The organism is Streptomyces sp. NPDC053048 (genome assembly GCF_044547045.1).
Classification (GTDB): Bacteria; Actinomycetota; Actinomycetes; order Streptomycetales; family Streptomycetaceae; genus Streptomyces.
In genome coordinates this window covers 103,857-123,043 of record NZ_JBITZS010000015.1, presented here as the reverse complement: position 1 = coordinate 123,043, position 19,187 = coordinate 103,857, and the positions used below count along the sequence as shown (strand labels likewise).

The window sequence follows — 19,187 nt, the reverse complement described above, 5'->3', positions numbered from 1 at the left end:
GCGGCCCGTGCGCTGGCGGAGTTCCAGATCGAGGGCATGGCCACCGCCATTCCCTTCCACCAGGCGGTCGTCACCGACCCGGCCTTCACCGCCGACCCCTTCACCGTCCACACCCGCTGGATCGAAACCGAGTTCAACAACACCATCACGCCGTTCTCCGCCCCCGGCACCGACGAGGACGAGCCCGAGACGCGCGAGACGGTGATCGTCGAGGTCGGCGGCAAGCGCCTGGAGGTGACGCTGCCCGCGTCACTCGGTGTGACGGCCTCCGCCCCGGCCGCCAAGCCCAAGCAGCGGCGCGCCGCCAAGAAGTCCGGCCCGGCGGCCTCCGGCGACGAGCTGGCGTCCCCGATGCAGGGCACGATCGTCAAGGTCGCGGTCGCGGACGGCCAGGAGGTCCAGGAGGGCGACCTGATCGTCGTCCTCGAGGCCATGAAGATGGAACAGCCGCTCAACGCCCACCGCACGGGCACCGTGAAAGACCTCGCAGCCGAAGTCGGCGCGTCTGTCTCCTCGGGCGCGGTCATCTGCGCCATCAAGGACTAGGGCATGACCGGCCCACCTGACCTGCCCCAGGGCGTGTCAGGTGGGCCGGCACGGCTCTCCCCGCGGTGGCGGCGGCATCCAGAGGGGTCAGTTCCACACGTATGGAAAATTCCACTCTTCGAGTGAACTTTCCACTCATATGTGTGTCGCTCTTCCCAATGCGGCATGTACTGGACATAAGCTGCCGCGTCATTTCGGCGGCCCTGGGCATCGAGCATCGATACCGTCGCGACTGGGAGGCCGTCATGGCGACTTTGTGCAGACCAGCCATCGCCGTCCCCGAGCATGTGATCACGAGGGAAGAGACACTGGAGCTCGCCCGCACCCTGCATGCCGACCATCCCCAGCTGGGGCTGGCCCTCAGGCTCATCGGCAATACGGGCGTGCAGAAACGACACCTCGTGCAACCGATCGAGGACACCCTCAAACATCCGGGCTTCACCGTGCGCAACGCCCGCTATGAACGCGAGGCCAAGGCGCGGGTGCCCGATGTCGTACGAAGGGCGCTGGACCACGCCGAATTGACGACCCGTGACATCGACCTGATCGTGTACGTCTCGTGCACCGGCTTCATGATGCCGTCGATGACCGCATGGCTGATCAATACGATGGATTTCCGCAACGAGACCCGTCAGCTGCCCATCGCCCAGCTCGGCTGCGCGGCCGGCGGCGCGGCCATCAACAGGGCGCACGACTTCTGCCAGGCCTATCCCCGGTCGAACGTACTGATCGTGGCCTGCGAGTTCTGTTCACTGCTGTACCAGCCCACCGACCTGGGCGTCGGCAATCTGCTCTCCAACGGGCTCTTCGGCGACGCCCTGGCGGCAGCCGTCGTGCGCGGCGAGGGCGGCACAGGGGTGCGGATCGAGCGCAACGGCTCCCACCTGGTGCCCGACACGGAGGAGTGGATCTCCTACGGGGTACGGGACACCGGCTTCCACTTCATTCTGGACAAGCGGGTGCCCGGCACGATGGCCATGCTCGCCCCGGCCATGCGCGACATGGCCGAGCCGCACCAGTGGGACGTCTCCGAGCTGGACTTCTACATCGTGCACGCGGGCGGGCCGCGCATCCTGGACGACCTCAGCCGCTATCTGGGCCTGGCTCCGGAAACGTTTCGCTACAGCCGGGAGACGCTCACCGAGCGCGGCAACATCGCCAGCGCGGTCATCTTCGACGCCCTCGAGCGGCTCTTCCAGGACGGCGGTGCCGACCACGCGGCGCGCGGCATCATCGCGGGGTTCGGGCCCGGCATCACCGCCGAGATCGCCCTGGGAACGTGGATCGCGAAGAACGGCCATGGTGCCGCCACCGGCAACGGCAACGGCGACGGCCGGACGGCCGCGCCCCCGGTGACCCAGCCGGCGGCGTGATCGCTGCGCTCAGCCCCCGCGGTGCCGGGGGCGGCGTGGGCCGCCGATGAAAACCGGCTCGCACCGCCCGGCGCTCCACAGCGCCCCCAGCACCGGCGGCGCCCCGGTGTCCCGCCCGGCGGCCGCAACGCGCCGGCGGCACGTCACCGGCCGACCGCCGGAGCGGTCAGCGGCACGTCACCGGCCGACCGCCGGAGCGGTCAGCGGTACGCCACCGGTCGACCGCCGGAGCGGTCACCGGTCAACCGCCGGAGCGGAAGCGGGCCGGAGCGGTCAGCGGTCAGAGGTCGAATTCCGCCGGGTTGATGCCGAGCGCGAAGCAGACCTCGCGGACGACGGCCTGTTCCGACTTGTCGAAGTCGCCGTCGGCGCCGCCGATGACAATGCCGATCTGGACGACGGCGCGTGCCTCGGTCGGCTTCTTGTGCACCTTGCCGATGGTCTGCATGACGCTCACCTTGCCGAAGGCGAAATCCGTGGTGAGCTTCTGGCAGTAGTCGTTGAATCGCGCCTGCAGATCGTCGGCGGGGAAGTTCTGCAGCACGTCATTGGTGGCGATCAGTGAGGCCACGCGCTGACGCTCGGAGGCGTCGATCGAACCGTCAGCGGCCGCCACCAGAGCGCACATTGCCATGCTCGCGTCACGGAACGCCCCGCTCTTCAGGTCGTTCTTCTTCGCTATCAGCTGGCCCTGCATCGTCGTGGCCGATTCCTTGAGCCGGTCCCAGAGCGCCATGTTCGGGTATCTCCTTGTGAAATGGGGGTAGCACAGGGAGAACTGTTCCGGGGGTTAAAGAAGTTCCCGGCCGGGAAGCGGAAGTCCCCGGCCGGGAAGCCCATCGCGGGCGAAAAGCCCGCGGCAGCCTTTCGGCTCTCTCTCAACTCACCATGGGGTCCAGCCGAAGTGGCCGGATCTTTCCCTCCATCATCGCGCCGAGACCGACCACGGAACAGATATCGGGGTTGTCCGCGATCCGTACGACCATGCCCGTCCCCTGCTCGATCATCGTGTCCAGCCCCGGCAGCATCGCGCTGCCGCCCGCGAGCATCACTCCCCGCTCGGCGAGGTCGGCCACCAGATCCGGCGGGCACTCCCGCAGGACCCGGCCGATGGCGTCGAGCACCGCCGTCAGCGGGGTGTGGATGGCCTCGCGCACATGGGCGGTGTTCACCAGCACCGTGCGGGACAGGCCCGTCGCCACGTCCCGGCCGCGCACCTCCGCCTCCGTGCCGATCCGGGTCGGGTCGAACAGCGCCAGGTGCAAGGGGTGCAGCCCCTGCGAGGGCAGCATCAGCTCGTGCTCGCTGCGCAGGTGCTGGACGACCGCGTAGTCGATCGCGTCGCCGCCCACCTGGACCTTCTCGGCCGCCACGATCGACCCCAGCGACAACACCGCGACCTGGGTCGACGCCGCGCCGCACACCACGATCATCGTCGCCTCGGGCTGCTCGACCGGCAGCCCGCAGCCCACGGCGGCGGCGATGAGCGTGTCGACCATCTCCACCCGGCGCGCGCCGAGCGCGCTGAGCACCTCGACCGCCGCCCGCTGCGCGATCGGCTCGGCGTCGTGCGGCAGGCACACGGCCGCGCGCGGCATCGGCTTCCGCCGCCAGACCTTGCGGAGCTTGTCGTGCACCAGGAAGCGCAGCATCCGCTGGGCCATGTCGATGTCGACCACCGTGCCACCGGAAATGGGCCGTACGACCCTGATGTGACCCGGCGTCCGCCCGGCCATCCCGCCGGCCATCGCCCCTACCGCGATCAGCGAACCCGTCCTGGTGTTGACCGCGGCCAGGCTCGGTTCGTCCACGACCAGCCCGGTGTCCTTCAGATAGACGCGGGTCCTGGCCGCCCCGAGGTCGAAGGCGACGGTGCAGCGGGTCAGCTGGTCGAGACTGAGGGTCATGGTGGGACCTGCCCTGTTGCGCGAGGAGTTGCTGATGGGATGGGGGTTCCATGCCATCGTGCAAGGCGACGCGCCGTGCTGCCCGCTGAAATGGGCCGCACGGGGCAGGTCGTGAGCGGGGGCGGAGGCGAACACCCCCGTCGCCCGTCTCCGCTCCCCGGCTCACGGAAGTGAGTCTGCCAGGAGGGTCTGACAACGGCCCTGACCTCCGCTTTCGCCCTGGCCCGCACGGGCCTACGCTCGAAGGTATGAGCGAGCCGACTGCCTGGCGTGTCGCGGCCGACGTCGAGGGCCGTCCGACGGAACGCTCCTGCGACCATCTGGGCGAGATCCGGGACGTCACCCCGACCACGACGCGGGGCTGCGAGGACTGTCTGCGCACCGGATCCACCTGGGTGCACCTGCGCGAGTGTCTGACCTGCGGCCACATCGGCTGCTGCGACAGCTCCCCCAACCGCCACGCCGACGCCCACGCCCGCACCGAGGGCCATGCCCTCGCCCGCTCCTTCGAGCCCGGCGAGCGGTGGGCCTGGTGCTACGCGGACGAACTGCTGCTGTGGCCCGAGGTGGGACCGGGCACCTGAAGCGTGCCCGCCGGTCCGGCCGCCGCGGTGGGGCCGCCCGTGCCGCCGCACGGGCAACCACCGCGACGTCACCCCGCTCCCACGGCGGGGCGGGCACCCCGCTCCCACAGCGGGGTGACTCCGGCCGGCTGCTGCTACCAGCTGGCCTTGCGGACCCCCGGCAGGTACCCGGCGTGCGCCTGCTCGCGCAGGTTCACGCGCGAGAGCCCGAACGCGCGCAGGTATCCGCGCGGCCGGCCGTCGACGGAGTCACGGTTGCGCACGCGCGTGGCGCTGGCGTCGCGCGGCTGCCGCCGCAGCTCCCGCTGGGCGGCCAGCCGGTCCTCGTCGCTGCTCTTCGGGTCGCGGATCACCGCCTTGAGCAGCGCGCGCCGCGCCGCGTAGCGCGCGACGACGATCCGCCGCGCCTCGTTCTTCGCGATCTTGCTCTTCTTCGCCATCAGACCTTCTCCCCACGGGCCCGGATCCGGGCGACGGCGGCCTCGACGCCGATGGCGTCCACGGTCTTGATCCCCTTCGCGCTCAGCGTGAGCCGCACATGGCGTCCCTCGCTCGCCAGCCAGTAGCGCTTGCGCTGGATGTTGGGGTCGAAGCGGCGGCTGGTGCGCCGGTGCGAGTGGGAGATGGTGTTGCCGAAGCCGGGCTTGCGGCCGGTCAGCTGGCAGTGGGCGGACATGTCCGATCCCTCCTAATGAAAATGGAAACCATTTCTGTATAGTAGCGCCCATGGCCCGCAACGAACTACGTCCCGTCATCAAGCTCCGGTCCACCGCCGGGACGGGCTACACCTACGTCACCCGCAAGAACCGCCGTAACGACCCCGACCGCATGGAACTGCGCAAGTACGACCCGGTCGTCGGCCGCCACGTGGTCTTCCGAGAGGAGCGCTGAACGCCATGAAGCCCGGAATCCACCCGCCCTACGGCCCCGTCGTCTTCCGCGACCGCGCCGCGGACTTCGCCTTCCTCACCCGGTCGACCGCCACGAGCGAGAAGACGATCGAGTGGGAGGACGGCAACACCTACCCCGTCATCGACGTCGAGATCTCCTCGGCGAGCCACCCCTTCTACACGGGCACCGCCCGCGTCCTGGACACCGCGGGCCGCGTGGAGCGCTTCGAGCGCCGCTACGGCAAGGCCGGAACCCAGCGATGACGGCCGCCGTCCCCCTGCCCGTCGTCCTCGTCGGCGGGCTGCACTCCGACGCCCGGCGCGCGACCGTCCAGCGTCTGCTGGACACCGTGCCGGGCAGCGTCGCGCTGCACCACGACCTGTCGACCGCCGCCGCCGGCACGGTCCGGCGCACCGTGCGCGACCGCGGCGGGGTCCTCGACGAGGGCGAGGCGCCGCTGGTCAACGACTGCGCCTGCTGCGCCCTGCGCGAGGACCTGCTGCCCGAGCTGGAACGTCTCGCCGCGGTCCCCGGCGCGCACCGCCTCGCGGTGGTGGAGCTGTGGGACTCCGTCGAGCCCAAGGCCATGGCCGAGGTGATCGCCGCGCACGCGGCTCCCGAGGCCCGGCTGACGGGGGTGTTCACGGCCGTGGACCCCGCCCTGGTGCTGGACGTGCTGGGCAACGGCGACGACCTCGCCGAGGCCGGACTCGCGGCCGCCGCGACCGACCAGCGGACGGTGGGTGACACCTTCGCCCGGCAGTTGGAGTACCCGTCCGTCCTCGCCCTGGCCGAGGGGGACGAGCGGGCGGACGACGGCGACCACGCGCTGCTGCACCAACTGGCTCCCGCCGCCCGCTGCATTCCGGTCGATTCCGTGGAGCTGGCCGCCGCGGCCGTCGCCGGTTTCGACGTGGAGGCCGCGGCCGCGCGGCAGCATCCCGCCTGCGCGCTGCTGCCGCAGGAGGCCGACGCGGCCGGCGTCGCCACGCTGGTCTGGCGCGGGCACCGCCCGTTCCACCCCGGTCGGCTCTACGCGGCGCTGGAGGACCTGACCTGCGCCGCCGCCCGCAGCCGGGGGCGGTTCTGGCTCGCCGACCGGCCCGACACGCTGCTGTCGTGGGACGCGGCGGGCGGCGCCCTGTGCGTGGAGAACGCCGGGCCGTGGCTGGCCGCGCTGCCGGACGCCGCCTGGGAGCTCGTACCGGCCGAGCGCCGGGTGGCCGCCGCCCTGGACTGGCACCCCGAGCACGGGGACCGCGGGCAGCACCTCACGTTCACCTCGCCCGGCCTGGACGGTGACGGGGTGCGCACGCTGCTGGATTCCTGTCTGCTCACCGACGCCGAATACGGGGCGGGCCCGGAGGGGTGGCGCCGCCTGTCGCCGGCGTTCGACGACCTCCTCGATCCCGTTTCCTGACCGGACCGGACCCCGTTTCCCGACCCGAGCCCGATCCCGGGCGCAAGCCCGACTCGATCCCCGACCCCGGGCGCAAACCCCGGCCCGACCCCCGCCCCCGACCCACCCGGAGGACTTCTCCCGTGCCCCGCCCCGAACACCGCAACCGCAAGAACCTCAAGCCGCGTCCCAATCCCCTGGATGCCGCGGGAATCACCTACATCGACTACAAGGACACCGATCTGCTGCGAAAGTTCATTTCGGACCGGGGGAAGATCCGCAGCCGTCGCGTGACCCGGGTCACCGTGCAGCAGCAGCGACAGCTGAGCCGGGCGATCAAGAATGCCCGGGAGATGGCACTCCTGCCGTATTCCGGTTCCGCTTCCGCTGGAGGTTCATCTTCCGCGAAGAAGTCGTGAAGTAGTGGCGGGAACACCCTGAGTGCACGTGCATCGGCTCATGCATAAGCACATGAACGCGGCTATGATCCGGAGCAGTTGCCATCCTCGAATCCCTGTTCTGGGTGAGTGAGGGTGCCCCCTGCAATGATCCGGGAGAGTCCAGTGCCCCAGGCGCACAACGGAATGGCCGCCTCGGACATCGAGGATGTCGTCTGGCGAAAGAGCCGCCACTCCAACTCCCAGGGTTCCTGCGTCGAGTTCGCCAAGCTGCCGGGTGGCGGGGTCGCTGTGCGCAACTCCCGCCACCCGGATGGCCCGGCGCTCGTGTACACCCCGGCCGAGATCGAGGCGATGCTCCTCGGGATCAAGGACGGGGAATTCGACTACCTCATTCGCGATTAGCCCCCCGAATCGCGAACGGGGACAGTCGTGACGAGCGCTCGGGAACCGGGGCGGCGGCCGAGGCCGCGGACGGCGCCGTCAGTCGCGCGGCAGGCGGAACAGCGCCCAGACGACCTTGCCGTGCAACGCCCCCGCGAGGGGATGCCATCCCCACGCGTCCGTGAACTGTTCCACCAGGAACAGCCCCCGCCCGCGTTCGTCCCCCGCGTCGGCGACCCCCGTGACGGGGCTCGCCTCGCTCGGATCGCGTACCGCGCACACCAGTCGCGACGTCCAGCGCAGCAGGTGCAGACGTACGGGCGGGTCGTACTCCGTACCGACGCCGGGGTGGTCTCCCGGTACGGCATAGCGCATCGAGTTGGTGACGAGCTCGGAGACGACGAGCGCCACATCGTCGAAGAGCCCGCTCAGGTCCCATTGACCGAGGGTGGATCTGGTGAACCGCCGGGCCGCTCCCACTGCTTCGAAGCGGGGTGGCAGTCCGCATGACGCAGAGCCGGAGACGGCGGATGAGTCGATCGGGGGCAGCCCTCTCCATAACGGGGAGAGCACAGTCGATCCTTCGGTACCCATCCGAGGCACTCCTGGCAATCGAGGACGTGACGTGCACGTGTGCGAGCTCCATGGTTGCCAATGCCCGGGGCGGATGCAAGGGCAGATGCACGTGCACGAGGGGGTTTTGGGGGCGCACAGGGGGGTTGGGGCGCAATTCTCCCTACGCCTCCTTCTGTAGCGCTCCGCCCGTTGGCTTGTCTGCGTAACCGGACATGCACTCAACGGTGCCCGAAGATGGCAGACTTCGGCGCCGGGGGTAGCGGGGGTCGCCCCCAGAGGGGTGCGGAAGCGACGAGATCACAAAAAACTTGGCACAGGACCGGAAGAGGAAGGTCGCCATGATGGCCACGAGCGAGTCGAGCGGTTCCGTGGTGCGGCGCATACTCCTGGGCTCCCAGCTCAGGCGGCTGCGGGAGTCACGGGGCATCACGCGCGAGGCAGCCGGGTACTCGATCCGTGCGTCCGAGTCGAAGATCAGCCGTATGGAGCTGGGGCGGGTGAGCTTCAAGGCACGTGATGTGGAGGACCTGCTCACGCTCTACGGAGTGACCGACGGTGCCGAACGCGAGCCGCTGCTGGGCCTGGCCCGCGAGGCCAATGTCGCCGGCTGGTGGCACAGCTACGGCGACGTCCTGCCCAGCTGGTTCCAGACCTATGTGGGGCTGGAGGGCGCCGCCTCGCACATCTCGATCTACGAGGTCCAGTTCGTGCACGGCCTGCTCCAGACCGAGGGGTACGCGCACGCCGTCGTGGTGCGCGGCCAGCCCAACGCCGACGCCGCCGAGGTCGAGCGGCGCGTCTCGCTGCGCATGGAGCGCCAGAAGCTGCTCTTCTCGGAGCGGGCGCCGCGCTTCCACGCCGTCCTGGACGAGGCGGCGCTGCACCGCCCGTACGGCGGTGAAACGGTCATGCGCAATCAGCTCCAGCATCTCATCGACATCTCCGAGCAGCCCAATGTGACGCTGCAGGTGATGCCGTTCGCCCATGGCGGGCACGCGGGTGAGAGCGGCGCCTTCACCATGCTGCGCTTCCCGGAGTCGGACCTGTCCGACGTCGTCTATCTCGAGCAGCTCACCAGTGCGCTCTACCTGGACAAGAGCGAGGACGTGGCCCAGTACGAGCGGGTCATGGACCGGCTGCACGCCGACAGCCTTTCCCCGGCCGGGAGCCGGGAGCTGATCGGACGTCTTCTTCAACTCCTCTGACTCATCAGTACGATGACGTCCCATCGGGAGTACGCAATCGTTACGGGCGTCACGAACGCCCCGCTATTCGCAGACGGGATGGCGCATGTCAGACGACTCTTTCGACTCCACAGACCCCACACCCTCCACCCAATCGGCCGACTCGACCGGCTCGAACGAATCGACCGGCTATGGAACCGGTGAATCCGGGTTATCCGAACCCGGTTACGGCTCGATCTTCACCGACCTGGCCTACCAGTACATCGACGGCGAATGGCGGGCCGGCAGCGGCTCCTGGGACATCGTGGACTTCAACCCCTACGACGGGGAGAAGCTCGCCTCCATCACCGCGGCCGGCGTCACCGAGATCGACCAGGCCTACCGTGCCGCCGAGCGCGCCCAGCCGGGCTGGGCGGCCACCAACCCGTACACCCGCCGGCTCGTCTTCGAGCGGGCCCTGCGCATCATCGACGACCACGAGGCGGAGCTGACCGCGGCCATCACGGCGGAGTGCGGCGGCACGGCCGTCAAGGCGGCGTTCGAGCTGCATCTGGTCCGGGAGTTCCTGCGGGAGGCCATTCACCTCGCGCTGCGCGCGGAGGGGCGGATCCTGCCGTCGCCGGACGACACCAAGGAGAATCGTCTCTACCGGGTGCCGGTGGGGGTCATCGGGGTCATCAGCCCGTTCAATTTCCCCTTCCTGCTGTCGATCAAGTCGGTGGCGCCGGCGCTGGCGCTGGGCAACGCCGTGGTTCTCAAGCCGCACCAGAACACGCCGATATGCGGCGGCGGGCTGGTGGCCCGGCTGTTCGCGGACGCCGGGCTTCCGGCCGGTGTGCTGAACGTCGTCGTCACGGACATAGCGGAGATAGGCGACGCGCTGATCGAGCACCCCGTCCCCAAGGTCATCTCCTTCACCGGCTCGGACAAGGTGGGCCGTCATGTCGCCACGGTCGCGGCCGCCCACTTCAAGCGGACGATCCTGGAGCTGGGCGGCAACAGCGCCTTGATCGTCCTCGAGGACGCGGATCTCGACTATGCCGTGGACGCCGCCGTCTTCAGCCGGTTCATCCATCAGGGGCAGGTCTGCATGGCCGCCAACCGCGTGCTGGTCGACCGGTCGGTGGAGCGTGAGTTCACGGAGAAGTTCGTCGCCAAGGTGCGCACCCTGAAGGTCGGCGACCCGGGCGACCCGGCTACGCACATCGGCCCGCTCATCAACTCCGGCCAGGCGGAGGCGATCACCACGCTGGTGGAGCAGACCGTCGCGGACGGCGCCACCGCCCTCGTACGCGGCCGGACGGACGGCACGCTGGTCGGCCCGTCGGTGCTGACGGGGCTGGCGGAGGACTCCCCGATCCTGGGGCAGGAGATCTTCGGCCCGGTGGCGCTGATCATCCCCTTCGACGGCGAGGAGGAGGCGGTCCGGCTGGCGAACGCGACGCCGTACGGGCTGAGCGGCGCCGTCCACACGGGGGACGTGGAGCGGGGCGTACGGGTCGCCAAGCGCATCCACTCGGGCATGGTGCACGTCAACGACGCCACGGTGCACGACGAGGCGATCGTGCCGTTCGGGGGCGAGAAGCACTCGGGGGTGGGCCGGCTGAACGGGGACTCGATGGTGGAGGCGTTCACGACGACGAAGTGGATCTCGATCCAGCACGGGAGGAGCAGATTCCCGTTCTAGGGGTGGCGATATAGGACGGGAACTGTCCGCCATGACTCCTACGGTGAACCCGTTGCTAGGGAACGGACCGACGAGAGAAACGGCGGAGCCTCATGCCTACTCATGTTGTGGAGAAGAACGTCGCCGACGAGTGCGGCACCCTGCTGGCCTTCCTCGACGCCCAGCGCGGCGGCGTCCGCCGCTCGGTGCTGGGGCTGACGGACGAGCAGGCCTCGACCCGGCCGAGTGCGAGCGAGCTGTCGCTGCGCGCGCTGCTCAAGCACGTGATCGGGGCCGAGCGCGAATGGGTCGAGCGGGCGCGCGGCATGGCGCCCGAGAGCTTCGAGGAGTCCATGGCGGGCTGGGAGGAGGGCTGGCGGCCGAGCGAGGAGGAGACGGTCGCGGTGCTCCTGGCCCGCTGGGACGAGGTGGCGGCGCGGACCGAGCGGTTCGTCCGCTCGGCCGCGCTGGAGGACACCTTCCCTCTGCCGGAGGCACCCTGGCTCCCGCAGGCCTCGCGGGTATCGATGCGCTGGCTGCTGCTCCACCTGATCGAGGAGATCGCGCGCCACGCGGGCCACGCGGACATCGTCCGTGAGTCGATCGACGGGAAGACGGCGTTCGAGCTGGTGGACGAGGAGGCGCGGGTCCGGGAGCGGGGGGAAGCGGGCCGCGTCTAGGCTGGCGCCAGGCACAGGGGCACACCCGGCGCACGAGGTCAAGGAGGCTGAGGCAAGATGTCGGCCATCCGGCTGCTGGTGCTGGGCGCGGTGCGCCGGCGCGGGCGGGCCCACGGCTACCAGGTCCGCGCGGATCTGGAGTTCTGGGGCGCCCAGGAATGGTCCAACGCCAAGCCGGGGTCGATCTACCACGCCCTGAAGGCGATGGCGAAGCAGGAGCTCCTCTTCGCCCACGACATCGCCCCGAGCGAGGCGGGCGGCCCGCCGCGCACCGAGTACGAGCTGACGGAGCCGGGGGAGCGGGAGTACTTCCGCCTGCTGCGCGAGGCCCTGTGCTCGGTCGACCCGAAGGCCGACGTCCTGACGGCGGGCGTGGGCTTCCTCGTCGACCTGCCGCGCGCGGAGGCGATCACCCTGCTGAAAAGGCGCCTGGCCGGCCTGGAGGACTGGCGCGAGGACATCCGCGCCCGCTGGACCCCGTCCGAGCACGAGGACTGGGGTCACATCGCGGAGATCGGCGGCATGTGGCTTCACACGGCATCCGCCGCCACGGACTGGACCCGCGGCCTCGTCGCCCGCCTGGAGGGCGGGGCGTACGTGATGGCGGGCGAGGGCGACCCGTGGGCGGGGTTCGCCGAGGGCGATTAGCGCGGATGTCAAGGCCTGCTGGCCGCGAGGGCTGGGTGGCGGTACGGTATGGCTCAACGGTCGCCCTTGAGGGGGTGCCGTGCTCGGCAACGCTTGCGGTTGGGTGGTCAACCACCGGAGGCGTGAGCAACCGAAAGAAGTGGCCCTCGCCGTGGCCGAATTCCATGACGAGGGCCTGAACCGTCAGGACGGCTCATTGACCGGGAGTCCTCAATCCTGCTGAGGACTGCCGGTCACCGTCCTGCGAACCACCCCCTCACTTTCTGCGCGATGCGCTTCCAGATCGACGGGCGGATCTTCCGGTGACGCCCCACGGGCGCCCCCCTTCATGCAGCGCGGCCAAATCCGGTGACCGCCACCGGAGGAACCCGGTATCGGGTCCTCCGCGAACCCGACGTCGTCGGCTCCTCTTTGAAGGGGGGCGCGCTCGGCGCGCCGTCGATGACTTTACACCCGTACTGCGGTGCTGCGAGTCGACATAGGTCTAAGCCAACTTAGTGATCTGGCAAGGCGGTTAAGGCGGCACAGTGTGTCGATTCCGGTCCGACTCCGACCGTTCCTGGCCACGTCGACGAGGGCGCCTAGGATCGTGCGCGGCGGGCGAGGAAGCGGGAACGGCCCGTGCGGTGGGCCGCCTTGGCGGCGGCGGCCTGGGCGCGGATGTCCACCGGGGTGGTCCGGTCGTGTGGATCCGGCGCGCCGTGGCAGAGGCGGCAGAGGCCGTCGGTGAAGGCTTCGGGGCGGCCCGGCGTGCCGCAGTTGATGCATTCCGGTAGGCCTACGGCCCGAGTTGCGGGCGAGCGGGGCGGCTCCGGAGGGAGCTTCTTGAGCAGGCGCCCGCGGGTGAAGGCCGCCGGGACGTGGACCTCGGCTGGGAGATCGGCCGTGAGGGCGTGGACGAGCTGCGCCTTCGGGATGCCGCGTGCCAGCCAGGCCGCCGCCAGCGGCTCCAGGTCCTCGCATTCCGCCGCCGAAAGCGGCAGGCGGGGGTCGGTACGGGCGACGGTCGCCAGGGCCTCGTAGGCCTCCGAATGGGGTGGTGCCGTTGAGACGGCCGTCTGCGGCTCTTCGGGTACGTCGCCCTTCAGGAAGCGCTTCCACCAGGCGTCGCTGCGCGGCGTGCGCGAGAAGTACGAGCGGAACACCCACTGCGTGCGGCCGTCGCCGACGGTTTCGCGCCTGCGGAAGAGGTGACCGGCCTGGGCGAGGGCGTTGAGCGCCGAGCGGATCGCCTGCTGGCCGTAGGCCGCCAGCTCCTTGGCCAGCGTCTTCACGTCGATCGCCGCGCCTTCGGGCAGACGGTCGATGTGGGCGGCGATGTGCGCTTCGCGATCGGGCAGGTGAGCGAAGGTCCGCCGGTCGCGGGGTGCCTGGTCCGGTGCGGAGCGTTTTCCGTAGCCGGGTGCGGCCATTGGGGGAGTGTGGGGGCGCGGGGCAACGATAGAGTTGGCGGCAGCCACGTGATCGAGTCCTGTTCGATCTAGATGGTCAGACCCCCGTTTCGGTGTTGGCGCACCGGCGGGGGTTGCTTGTTGCTGCGCACGCTACACGCCGAGCGCGCGCTGTCGCGACTCGGTTGCGCAAAGTCATCTGCGTGTGCTTGCGCGGGGGTTGGGAGGGTGGGTGGGGTTTAACCCACCGCCCATTCCTTAGAGAAGGCGCTCGAGGCCCGACGCCCGAAGCTCGGCTATGAACGATCCCCATGTTCTTGCAGGAACGGCTAGTTGGGGGCTGCCTCCCCGAAGCTCGAGCTTCGAGTCGCGGACGTGGGTGGTGCCCGATCCGGTTGCCACCTCGATGCAGTTACCGCCCTCTGTGCCGCTGTAACTGGACTTGAACCAAGCCAGCTTGGTGCTCATGTTTCCTCCGCCAGCTTTCTGATGAACCGTGCCGACTCGTCGGGGCTGAGGGCCTGCCGGGCGATCATGGCATGGCGCTGCATGACGATGCTGATCTTCTCGGGGTCTGCGAACAATGTGCCGGTCGTCTGGCCTTCTTCGTAGACGAGATGCTCGTGTTCCGGCGTCTCCAGCAGGACGAATGGGCCGTTGAGGCCTGAGTGCGCGCCGCCGTTCGGCATGACCTGGACCGTCACATTTCGTCGCTCCCCCTGGGTCAGGATGTGGAGCAACTGCTGCTTGTGAGCTCCGTGGCTGCTGAGGGGGTGGCGCAGTGGCGTCTCGCTGATCACGAAGCTGAACGATGTGGTCTGCTTCTCCAGCAGGGCTTTCCGTGCTTCTCGGGCCACGACTCGTTCGTCGATCGTTTCGTCGTCCAGCGGAGGCCAGTGAGCATTGAACAGTGTCCGCATCGACTCCTCGGTCTGAAGCAGGCCGGGAACGAGTTGGGTCTCGTATGAACTGTGGACGATCGCCTCGGCCTCGTACCTCATGAAGTCCAGCGAGAAGTGCGGAAACTTCTCTGGCTTCAGGTAATCGGCGGCCGCTGCCAACTTCCCATGCGCCCCGCACATCTCGTCCGCCACCTCGAGCAGCCGGACCGTCGGCCGTCGCCGCCCCTGCTCGATCGACTTGACCGTCTCGTACCCGTACCCGGCCTCCTTGGCCAGCTCCTCCCGGCTGACGCCGGCGTGCGTGCGCCAGAGCTTGATCTGGTTGCCGCAGTACCGCCAGGCCATCGGTGGCTGGGAGCTCTCGTTCGTCACCGCACTGCCCCTCCCGGTGCGTGGCGGGTACAAACCACGTCTGTACCCACGTCGTTACTCCCGATCCTGCGCGCGGACCAGCACGGTTTCAGCCTGAACGCCGAAACTCACCGCTTCCGAGGACGTCAATGAAGGCAGTACGACCCGGCATCCCGCTGAACTACGTCGGCTGGTGCTTCCCGTGTCACCCCCGCAGTGTCGGCCGTTCCCGCAGGTTGTTGCGGGAGGAGGTGCGGGGCTGGCCGGTCGCCGCCGGGACGGCGGAGGTGGCGGTGCTGCTGTTGAGCGAGCTGATGACGAATGCGTGCAGGGCGTCGCGGGTGTCGCGGGAACGCGAGATCAAGGCGCTGTGCACCGTCGACAGGGAGAGGCTGCGCATCGAGGTGGCCGACGCCGCGCCCGGCATCCCGCGGCTGCGGCGGGCGGGGGAGGACGAGGAGACCGGGCGGGGGCTGGCGCTGGTGGCGGCGCTCGCGGACGCGTGGGACGTGGACCTGCGGCCGCGAGGCACCGGCAAGACGGTCTGGTGCGAGCTGCGGCTCCCCTAGGAGCCGCTCCTTCCTAGGCCCTCGCGGGGGCGTCGTCGTCCCAGGCCAGGGAGGACATCCTCCAGCCCGCGGGGGTGCGCAGGAACTGGGTGGTCTTGTGGCCGCGGCCCTCGAACCACTCGCCGTTGTGGTAGCCGGACTTGCGGTACTCGCTGAACCGGTGGGCGATCGACCCGAAGATCTCGGTGCGCTCGGCCACCTCCCACTCGGAGAACTCCGTCAGGGTCCCGTCGGTGAGCATCTTCTGGCGTGGTGCGATGAAGCTGTCGAGGTCGTAGATCACGGGTTCGTCGCCGACGTTCGCGATGATCCGCCCCTGCGGTACGAAGACGTCACGGATGACGCCGAGGTCCGGCCGTCTGCCGCCGGTGTTGGTGAAGGCGCCCACGAACACACCCATCAGCCGGTCGAGTTCGGTGTGGACGGTGACCTCGGACGCGCCATCGCCGGTCGGCCACTCCTCGGCGAGGACCGACCACACCTCGATGTCACGCCGTTCGCCCCGGTGGACGGAGTGCCGCCGCAGCACACCGTCGCGGCTCATGCCGAGCCGGCGGGCGACCGCGATGCTGCGGGCGTTGCCCGAGGAGGCCCACCATTCGACCCGGCTCATCCCGCGCTGTGCGAAGGCCCAGTCGATCAGCGCCCGGCAGGCCCGCGTGACCAGCCCCTGCCCCTCTCCCGCCGGCTCCAGCCAGCAGCCGACCTCGCACAGCCCGGAGGTGTCGTCGAAGCGGGTGAACATGACGCCGCCGACGAGGGTGCCGTCCAGCCAGATGCCGTGGATCCGGGCGTCGTCCGTGGCCTGCCGGTCGGCGTAGCGCTGGAGGGTGGCCGTGGCGGAGGCGAGGTCGGTGCTGAGGGAGGCCCAGGGTATCCACGGGTCGACGGTGGCCCGTGCGCGGTCGATGTGGGCCAGGAACTCCGGCGCCTGCCAGGGTTCCAGGGGGCGGAGCTGAGCATGGTCGCCGAGCGGCAGGGTGAACATGGGGCCTCGCTCTCCAGGTGCGTAACAACTGTTCGGTACGTAAGCTAGCAGCATGCCGCCCGCACCTGGAGACCGTGAAGCCCGCCGCAAGGATGTGTCCGAGGCGGTGTGGCGTGTCCTCGCCGACAAGGGGTTCGGCGGGCTGACCCTGCGCGCCGTCGCCACCGTGATGGGCGTCTCGACCGGGATGCTCATGCACTACTTCCCGACCAAACGGGCCCTCGTTACGCACGCCCTGGATCTGCTGGAGAAGGACACTGCGCAGCGGGCCCGCAGAGCGCGCCCGGCGCCGGGGCTCGCGACCGTGCGCGCAATGCTCCTCGACATCCTGCCGCTGACCCCGGGCGACACCGCACGCAACCGCATTTGGGTCAGCTCCTGGGACCTCTCTCTCGCCGACGACGCCCTCGCCGCGGAGCAGGCCGGCCGTTACACCCGGCTGCGCTCGACAATCCGCCCCCACCTGGAAGCCGCGCGCGACGCGGGCGAGCTCCCCGCGACCGCCGACCCGGAGCAACTCACCGCCACCGCCGTCGCCTTCACCCATGGCCTCGTCGTCCAGGCCCTCTTCGACCCCGACCGCTTCGCCGTGGACGTGCAGACCGCGATGGTCGACTCCTTCCTCGCCTCGCTCGCCCGCCCCTAGTGACAGATGTGCCGCCGCGTTCCGTCCCGTACCTCGGTGATCGGGGTGACGCACCCGGCGGGGCACGGCGCCGGGACGGCGGCGGCGTTGATCCTGCGCTCCGGCGGGGCGTTGCACACGGAGCAGTACCAGGTGGGGCGTTGCCCTGGGGTCACGTCCCAGAACATGGGGTTCTGACACCGGCCGCAGTGCGCCATGGGCGGGTTTCCGAGCACGGCGGCATGCTCTCCGGGCGCCCGACTCGTCGTCCCGGCTTCGGCCGCGTGTTCACCCGTACGGAAGGGATCGCACGGTCAGACCTTGATCAGGTCGCGGAGATCGATCGGGATATCGCCCCGCCCGCTTCCCCCCCGACTCCCACTCACGCCTGCGGGGCGATCACCACAGCCGTGCCGTACGCACAGACCTCGGTGCCGACGTCCGCCGCCTCCGTCACATCGAAGCGGAACATCAGCACCGCGTTGGCTCCACGCGCGCGTGCCTGCTCGACGAGGCGCTCCATGGCCTGGTTGCGGGTCTGGACCAGGGTCTTGGTCAGGCCCTTGAGCTCGCCGCCGATCAGCGACTTCAGTCCGGCGCCGATCTGGCTGCCCACGTGGCGCGAGCGGACGGTCAGGCCGAAGACCTCGCCGATGACCCGCTCCACCCGGTAGCCGGGCACGTCGTTGGTCGTGACGACCAACACATCGGACTTCTCGTGCTGGCCGCCGCCGTACTCGTCGATGCCCATCGCATCCACCTCCGGTTGTCTGTGCAGTTTTGCCGTTCCTTGTCCGTGACGCACCCTGGGACGGTGGGGTTGCGCCGTTCGGGTGGAACCGAGGGACACGCGGCCGCGTTGATAGCTTTGGGCCGCACACCGCCCTTCCCCGCCTGTGGCGGGGCCTCGCACGAGCCTGTGCCCTCGACCCAGGAGCCTGTCACCCGTGACCCCCATGACCACTCTCGCGCTCGGGCCCCAGTGGCTGGACGCGAACTATCTGATCGAGCAATTCGGTCTGATCGGCGTGCTGGCCATCGTCTTCGCGGAGTCCGGCCTCCTGATCGGGTTCTTCCTCCCCGGCGACTCACTGCTCTTCACCACGGGCCTGCTGGTCACCACCGACCAGATCGACAAGCCGCTGTGGCTGGTCTGCACGCTGGTGGTGGCCGCCGCGATCCTCGGTGACCAGGCCGGCTACCTCTTCGGCCGCAAGGTCGGGCCCGCGCTGTTCAAGCGCCCGGACTCCAAGCTCTTCAAGCAGGAGAACGTGGAGAAGGCCCACGAGTTCTTCGAGAAGTACGGCCCGAAGTCGCTGGTCCTGGCCCGCTTCGTCCCGGTGATCCGGACGTTCACGCCGATCATCGCCGGCGTGAGCCGGATGAACTACCGCTCCTTCCTCATCTTCAACATCATCGGCGGCCTCCTGTGGGGCGCCGGCGTGACGATGCTGGGCGCGGCGCTGGGCAAGGTCGAGTTCGTCCACAAGAACATCGAGGCGATGCTGATCGCGATCGTGCTGATCTCGGTGCTGCCGATCGCCATCGAGTTCCTGCGCGCCCGCTCCAAGGCGAAGAAGGCCGGTGCGGACGCGGAGGCGGTCGCCGAGGCCGTTCCGGCCGCCCCCGCCGCCCCGGCCGCCCCGGCGGGCGGTTACGACGAATTCGGCTTCCCGGTCGCTCAGGGCGGCTACGGTCAGCAGGGCGGCTACGGCCCCCAGGGCGGTTACGGGCAGCAGCATCAGCACGGTGGCTACAGCCCCCAGGGTGGCTACGGTCAGCACCAGGGTGGCTACGGTCAGCACCAGGGTGGCTACGGTCAGCAGCAGGGCGGCTACGGCGACCAGGCCGGTCACGGCGGTCAGGGTGGTCAGGGGGGCTACGACGCCCCCGGCGGTTACGGTACCCCCGGCGGCTACGCCGACCAGGGCCACTACGACAACCCCGGCGACCACGCCCCCGACGAGGACGGCCACGGCGGCCACGGCCACGGCGGCCACGGATACCCGCCGCCCGGCCCGCCCGGCCCCCGCGGCCGTCACGCCCGCCGCTGAACCAGAACCAGAGCCCCAAAGCAACAGGCGCCGAACGGCAGCCCCCGCAGCCCCGCTGCTGAGGCTGCCGT

General features: G+C 69.8%; 25 protein-coding genes and 1 pseudogene. 15 read left to right on the top strand and 11 right to left on the bottom strand.

What is annotated here, in order from left to right; translation table 11 throughout:
* The coding region (locus ACIG36_RS31995) for a biotin/lipoyl-containing protein (protein WP_399935618.1) at positions 1-546 on the top strand (546 nt) is incomplete at its 5' end.
* 245 nt (positions 547-791) lie between these two features.
* Positions 792-1,919, top strand: coding sequence for a type III polyketide synthase (locus ACIG36_RS31990; protein ID WP_399935615.1), 1,128 nt, complete (start codon positions 792-794; stop codon positions 1,917-1,919).
* 280 nt (positions 1,920-2,199) lie between these two features.
* Here the strand turns inward: ACIG36_RS31990 and ACIG36_RS31985 are convergent, their stop codons facing one another.
* Together ACIG36_RS31985 and ACIG36_RS31980 are read right to left on the bottom strand one after the other, a co-directional pair.
* The gene (locus ACIG36_RS31985) at positions 2,200-2,655 is read right to left on the bottom strand and encodes a tellurite resistance TerB family protein (protein WP_399935612.1); all 456 of its coding nucleotides are present in this window, start codon (positions 2,653-2,655) and stop codon (positions 2,200-2,202) included.
* 142 nt (positions 2,656-2,797) lie between these two features.
* Positions 2,798-3,826: a rod shape-determining protein gene (locus ACIG36_RS31980; protein ID WP_399935609.1), complete on the bottom strand. Its 1,029-nt coding sequence runs from the start codon at positions 3,824-3,826 to the stop codon at positions 2,798-2,800.
* 248 nt (positions 3,827-4,074) lie between these two features.
* Between ACIG36_RS31980 and ACIG36_RS31975 the strand changes: the two genes are divergently transcribed.
* A complete protein-coding gene (locus ACIG36_RS31975) occupies positions 4,075-4,410 on the top strand; it encodes a UBP-type zinc finger domain-containing protein (protein ID WP_399935606.1) in 336 nt (111 codons plus the stop codon).
* Between the two features lie 134 nt (positions 4,411-4,544).
* On the opposite strand, the gene rpsN is transcribed toward ACIG36_RS31975, so the two are convergent.
* Both rpsN and rpmB read right to left on the bottom strand, forming a co-directional pair.
* Positions 4,545-4,850, bottom strand: coding sequence for a 30S ribosomal protein S14 (rpsN, locus tag ACIG36_RS31970; RefSeq protein ID WP_399935602.1), 306 nt, complete (start codon positions 4,848-4,850; stop codon positions 4,545-4,547).
* Positions 4,850-5,086 (bottom strand): 50S ribosomal protein L28, encoded by a 237-nt coding sequence (gene rpmB / locus ACIG36_RS31965; RefSeq protein ID WP_399935599.1) that lies wholly within the window; start codon positions 5,084-5,086, stop codon positions 4,850-4,852. Before rpmB ends, rpsN begins: the two co-directional genes overlap by 1 nt.
* A gap of 50 nt (positions 5,087-5,136) precedes the next feature.
* Here rpmB and rpmG point away from each other — a divergent pair, with 50 nt between their 5' ends.
* The 5 genes from rpmG to ACIG36_RS31940 all read left to right on the top strand — a co-directional run bounded on the left by rpmG (position 5,137) and on the right by ACIG36_RS31940 (position 7,503).
* Positions 5,137-5,301 carry a 50S ribosomal protein L33 gene (rpmG, locus tag ACIG36_RS31960; RefSeq protein WP_399935596.1) on the top strand — a complete coding sequence of 55 codons (165 nt, stop codon included), beginning with the start codon at positions 5,137-5,139 and terminating at the stop codon, positions 5,299-5,301.
* Positions 5,302-5,306: 5 nt separating this feature from the next.
* Complete coding sequence (locus ACIG36_RS31955) at positions 5,307-5,564, top strand: type B 50S ribosomal protein L31 (RefSeq protein ID WP_399935594.1); 258 nt, start codon at positions 5,307-5,309, stop codon at positions 5,562-5,564.
* Positions 5,561-6,721 (top strand): CobW family GTP-binding protein, encoded by a 1,161-nt coding sequence (locus ACIG36_RS31950; protein ID WP_399935591.1) that lies wholly within the window; start codon positions 5,561-5,563, stop codon positions 6,719-6,721. The genes ACIG36_RS31955 and ACIG36_RS31950 overlap by 4 nt, the downstream gene beginning before the upstream one ends.
* A 122-nt stretch (positions 6,722-6,843) precedes the next feature.
* On the top strand, positions 6,844-7,119 hold the full coding sequence (rpsR, locus tag ACIG36_RS31945) for a 30S ribosomal protein S18 (protein WP_399935588.1): 276 nt from the start codon (positions 6,844-6,846) through the stop codon (positions 7,117-7,119).
* 126 nt (positions 7,120-7,245) lie between these two features.
* Positions 7,246-7,503 carry a DUF397 domain-containing protein gene (locus ACIG36_RS31940; protein ID WP_242645469.1) on the top strand — a complete coding sequence of 86 codons (258 nt, stop codon included), beginning with the start codon at positions 7,246-7,248 and terminating at the stop codon, positions 7,501-7,503.
* Positions 7,504-7,581: 78 nt separating this feature from the next.
* Here the strand turns inward: ACIG36_RS31940 and ACIG36_RS31935 are convergent, their stop codons facing one another.
* Entirely contained in the window at positions 7,582-8,076 is a 495-nt protein-coding gene (locus tag ACIG36_RS31935) for an ATP-binding protein (protein ID WP_399935583.1), read from the bottom strand.
* A gap of 323 nt (positions 8,077-8,399) precedes the next feature.
* Between ACIG36_RS31935 and ACIG36_RS31930 the strand changes: the two genes are divergently transcribed.
* The 4 genes from ACIG36_RS31930 (at position 8,400) to ACIG36_RS31915 (ending at position 12,236) form a co-directional block, all read left to right on the top strand.
* Positions 8,400-9,263, top strand: a complete 864-nt coding sequence (locus tag ACIG36_RS31930) for a helix-turn-helix domain-containing protein (RefSeq protein ID WP_399935632.1) — start codon at positions 8,400-8,402, stop codon at positions 9,261-9,263.
* A gap of 85 nt (positions 9,264-9,348) precedes the next feature.
* On the top strand, positions 9,349-10,929 hold the full coding sequence (locus ACIG36_RS31925) for an aldehyde dehydrogenase family protein (RefSeq protein WP_399935580.1): 1,581 nt from the start codon (positions 9,349-9,351) through the stop codon (positions 10,927-10,929).
* 92 nt (positions 10,930-11,021) lie between these two features.
* Positions 11,022-11,588 (top strand): DinB family protein, encoded by a 567-nt coding sequence (locus ACIG36_RS31920; protein WP_399935577.1) that lies wholly within the window; start codon positions 11,022-11,024, stop codon positions 11,586-11,588.
* A 57-nt stretch (positions 11,589-11,645) separates the two neighbouring features.
* Positions 11,646-12,236, top strand: coding sequence for a PadR family transcriptional regulator (locus tag ACIG36_RS31915; RefSeq protein WP_399935575.1), 591 nt, complete (start codon positions 11,646-11,648; stop codon positions 12,234-12,236).
* 581 nt (positions 12,237-12,817) lie between these two features.
* On the opposite strand, the gene ACIG36_RS31910 is transcribed toward ACIG36_RS31915, so the two are convergent.
* From ACIG36_RS31910 to ACIG36_RS31900, 3 genes are all read right to left on the bottom strand, one after another.
* Positions 12,818-13,648, bottom strand: a complete 831-nt coding sequence (locus tag ACIG36_RS31910) for a hypothetical protein (protein WP_399935572.1) — start codon at positions 13,646-13,648, stop codon at positions 12,818-12,820.
* A gap of 237 nt (positions 13,649-13,885) precedes the next feature.
* Complete coding sequence (locus tag ACIG36_RS31905; protein WP_399935569.1) at positions 13,886-14,095, bottom strand: DUF397 domain-containing protein; 210 nt, start codon at positions 14,093-14,095, stop codon at positions 13,886-13,888.
* Positions 14,092-14,874, bottom strand: coding sequence for a Scr1 family TA system antitoxin-like transcriptional regulator (locus ACIG36_RS31900; protein WP_399935630.1), 783 nt, complete (start codon positions 14,872-14,874; stop codon positions 14,092-14,094). Before ACIG36_RS31900 ends, ACIG36_RS31905 begins: the two co-directional genes overlap by 4 nt.
* A gap of 155 nt (positions 14,875-15,029) precedes the next feature.
* On the opposite strand from ACIG36_RS31900, the gene ACIG36_RS31895 reads away from it, so the two are divergent.
* Positions 15,030-15,449 (top strand): ATP-binding protein, encoded by a 420-nt coding sequence (locus ACIG36_RS31895; protein WP_399935566.1) that lies wholly within the window; start codon positions 15,030-15,032, stop codon positions 15,447-15,449.
* Between the two features lie 13 nt (positions 15,450-15,462).
* Here the strand turns inward: ACIG36_RS31895 and ACIG36_RS31890 are convergent, their stop codons facing one another.
* The gene (locus ACIG36_RS31890; protein WP_399935563.1) at positions 15,463-16,437 is read right to left on the bottom strand and encodes a GNAT family N-acetyltransferase; all 975 of its coding nucleotides are present in this window, start codon (positions 16,435-16,437) and stop codon (positions 15,463-15,465) included.
* Positions 16,438-16,489: 52 nt separating this feature from the next.
* On the opposite strand from ACIG36_RS31890, the gene ACIG36_RS31885 reads away from it, so the two are divergent.
* Positions 16,490-17,083, top strand: a complete 594-nt coding sequence (locus tag ACIG36_RS31885; protein WP_399935561.1) for a TetR/AcrR family transcriptional regulator — start codon at positions 16,490-16,492, stop codon at positions 17,081-17,083.
* Here the strand turns inward: ACIG36_RS31885 and ACIG36_RS31880 are convergent.
* On the bottom strand, positions 17,080-17,238 hold the full coding sequence (locus tag ACIG36_RS31880; protein ID WP_399935558.1) for a hypothetical protein: 159 nt from the start codon (positions 17,236-17,238) through the stop codon (positions 17,080-17,082). The two genes, ACIG36_RS31885 and ACIG36_RS31880, sit on opposite strands and share 4 nt — an antisense overlap.
* Before the next feature lie 206 nt (positions 17,239-17,444).
* Positions 17,445-17,813 (bottom strand): YbjQ family protein, encoded by a 369-nt coding sequence (locus ACIG36_RS31875; RefSeq protein ID WP_399935555.1) that lies wholly within the window; start codon positions 17,811-17,813, stop codon positions 17,445-17,447.
* 205 nt (positions 17,814-18,018) lie between these two features.
* On the opposite strand from ACIG36_RS31875, the pseudogene ACIG36_RS31870 reads away from it, so the two are divergent.
* A pseudogene (locus ACIG36_RS31870) lies at positions 18,019-18,657 on the top strand (DedA family protein); the annotation flags it as partial.
* Positions 18,658-19,187 lie beyond the last annotated feature (530 nt).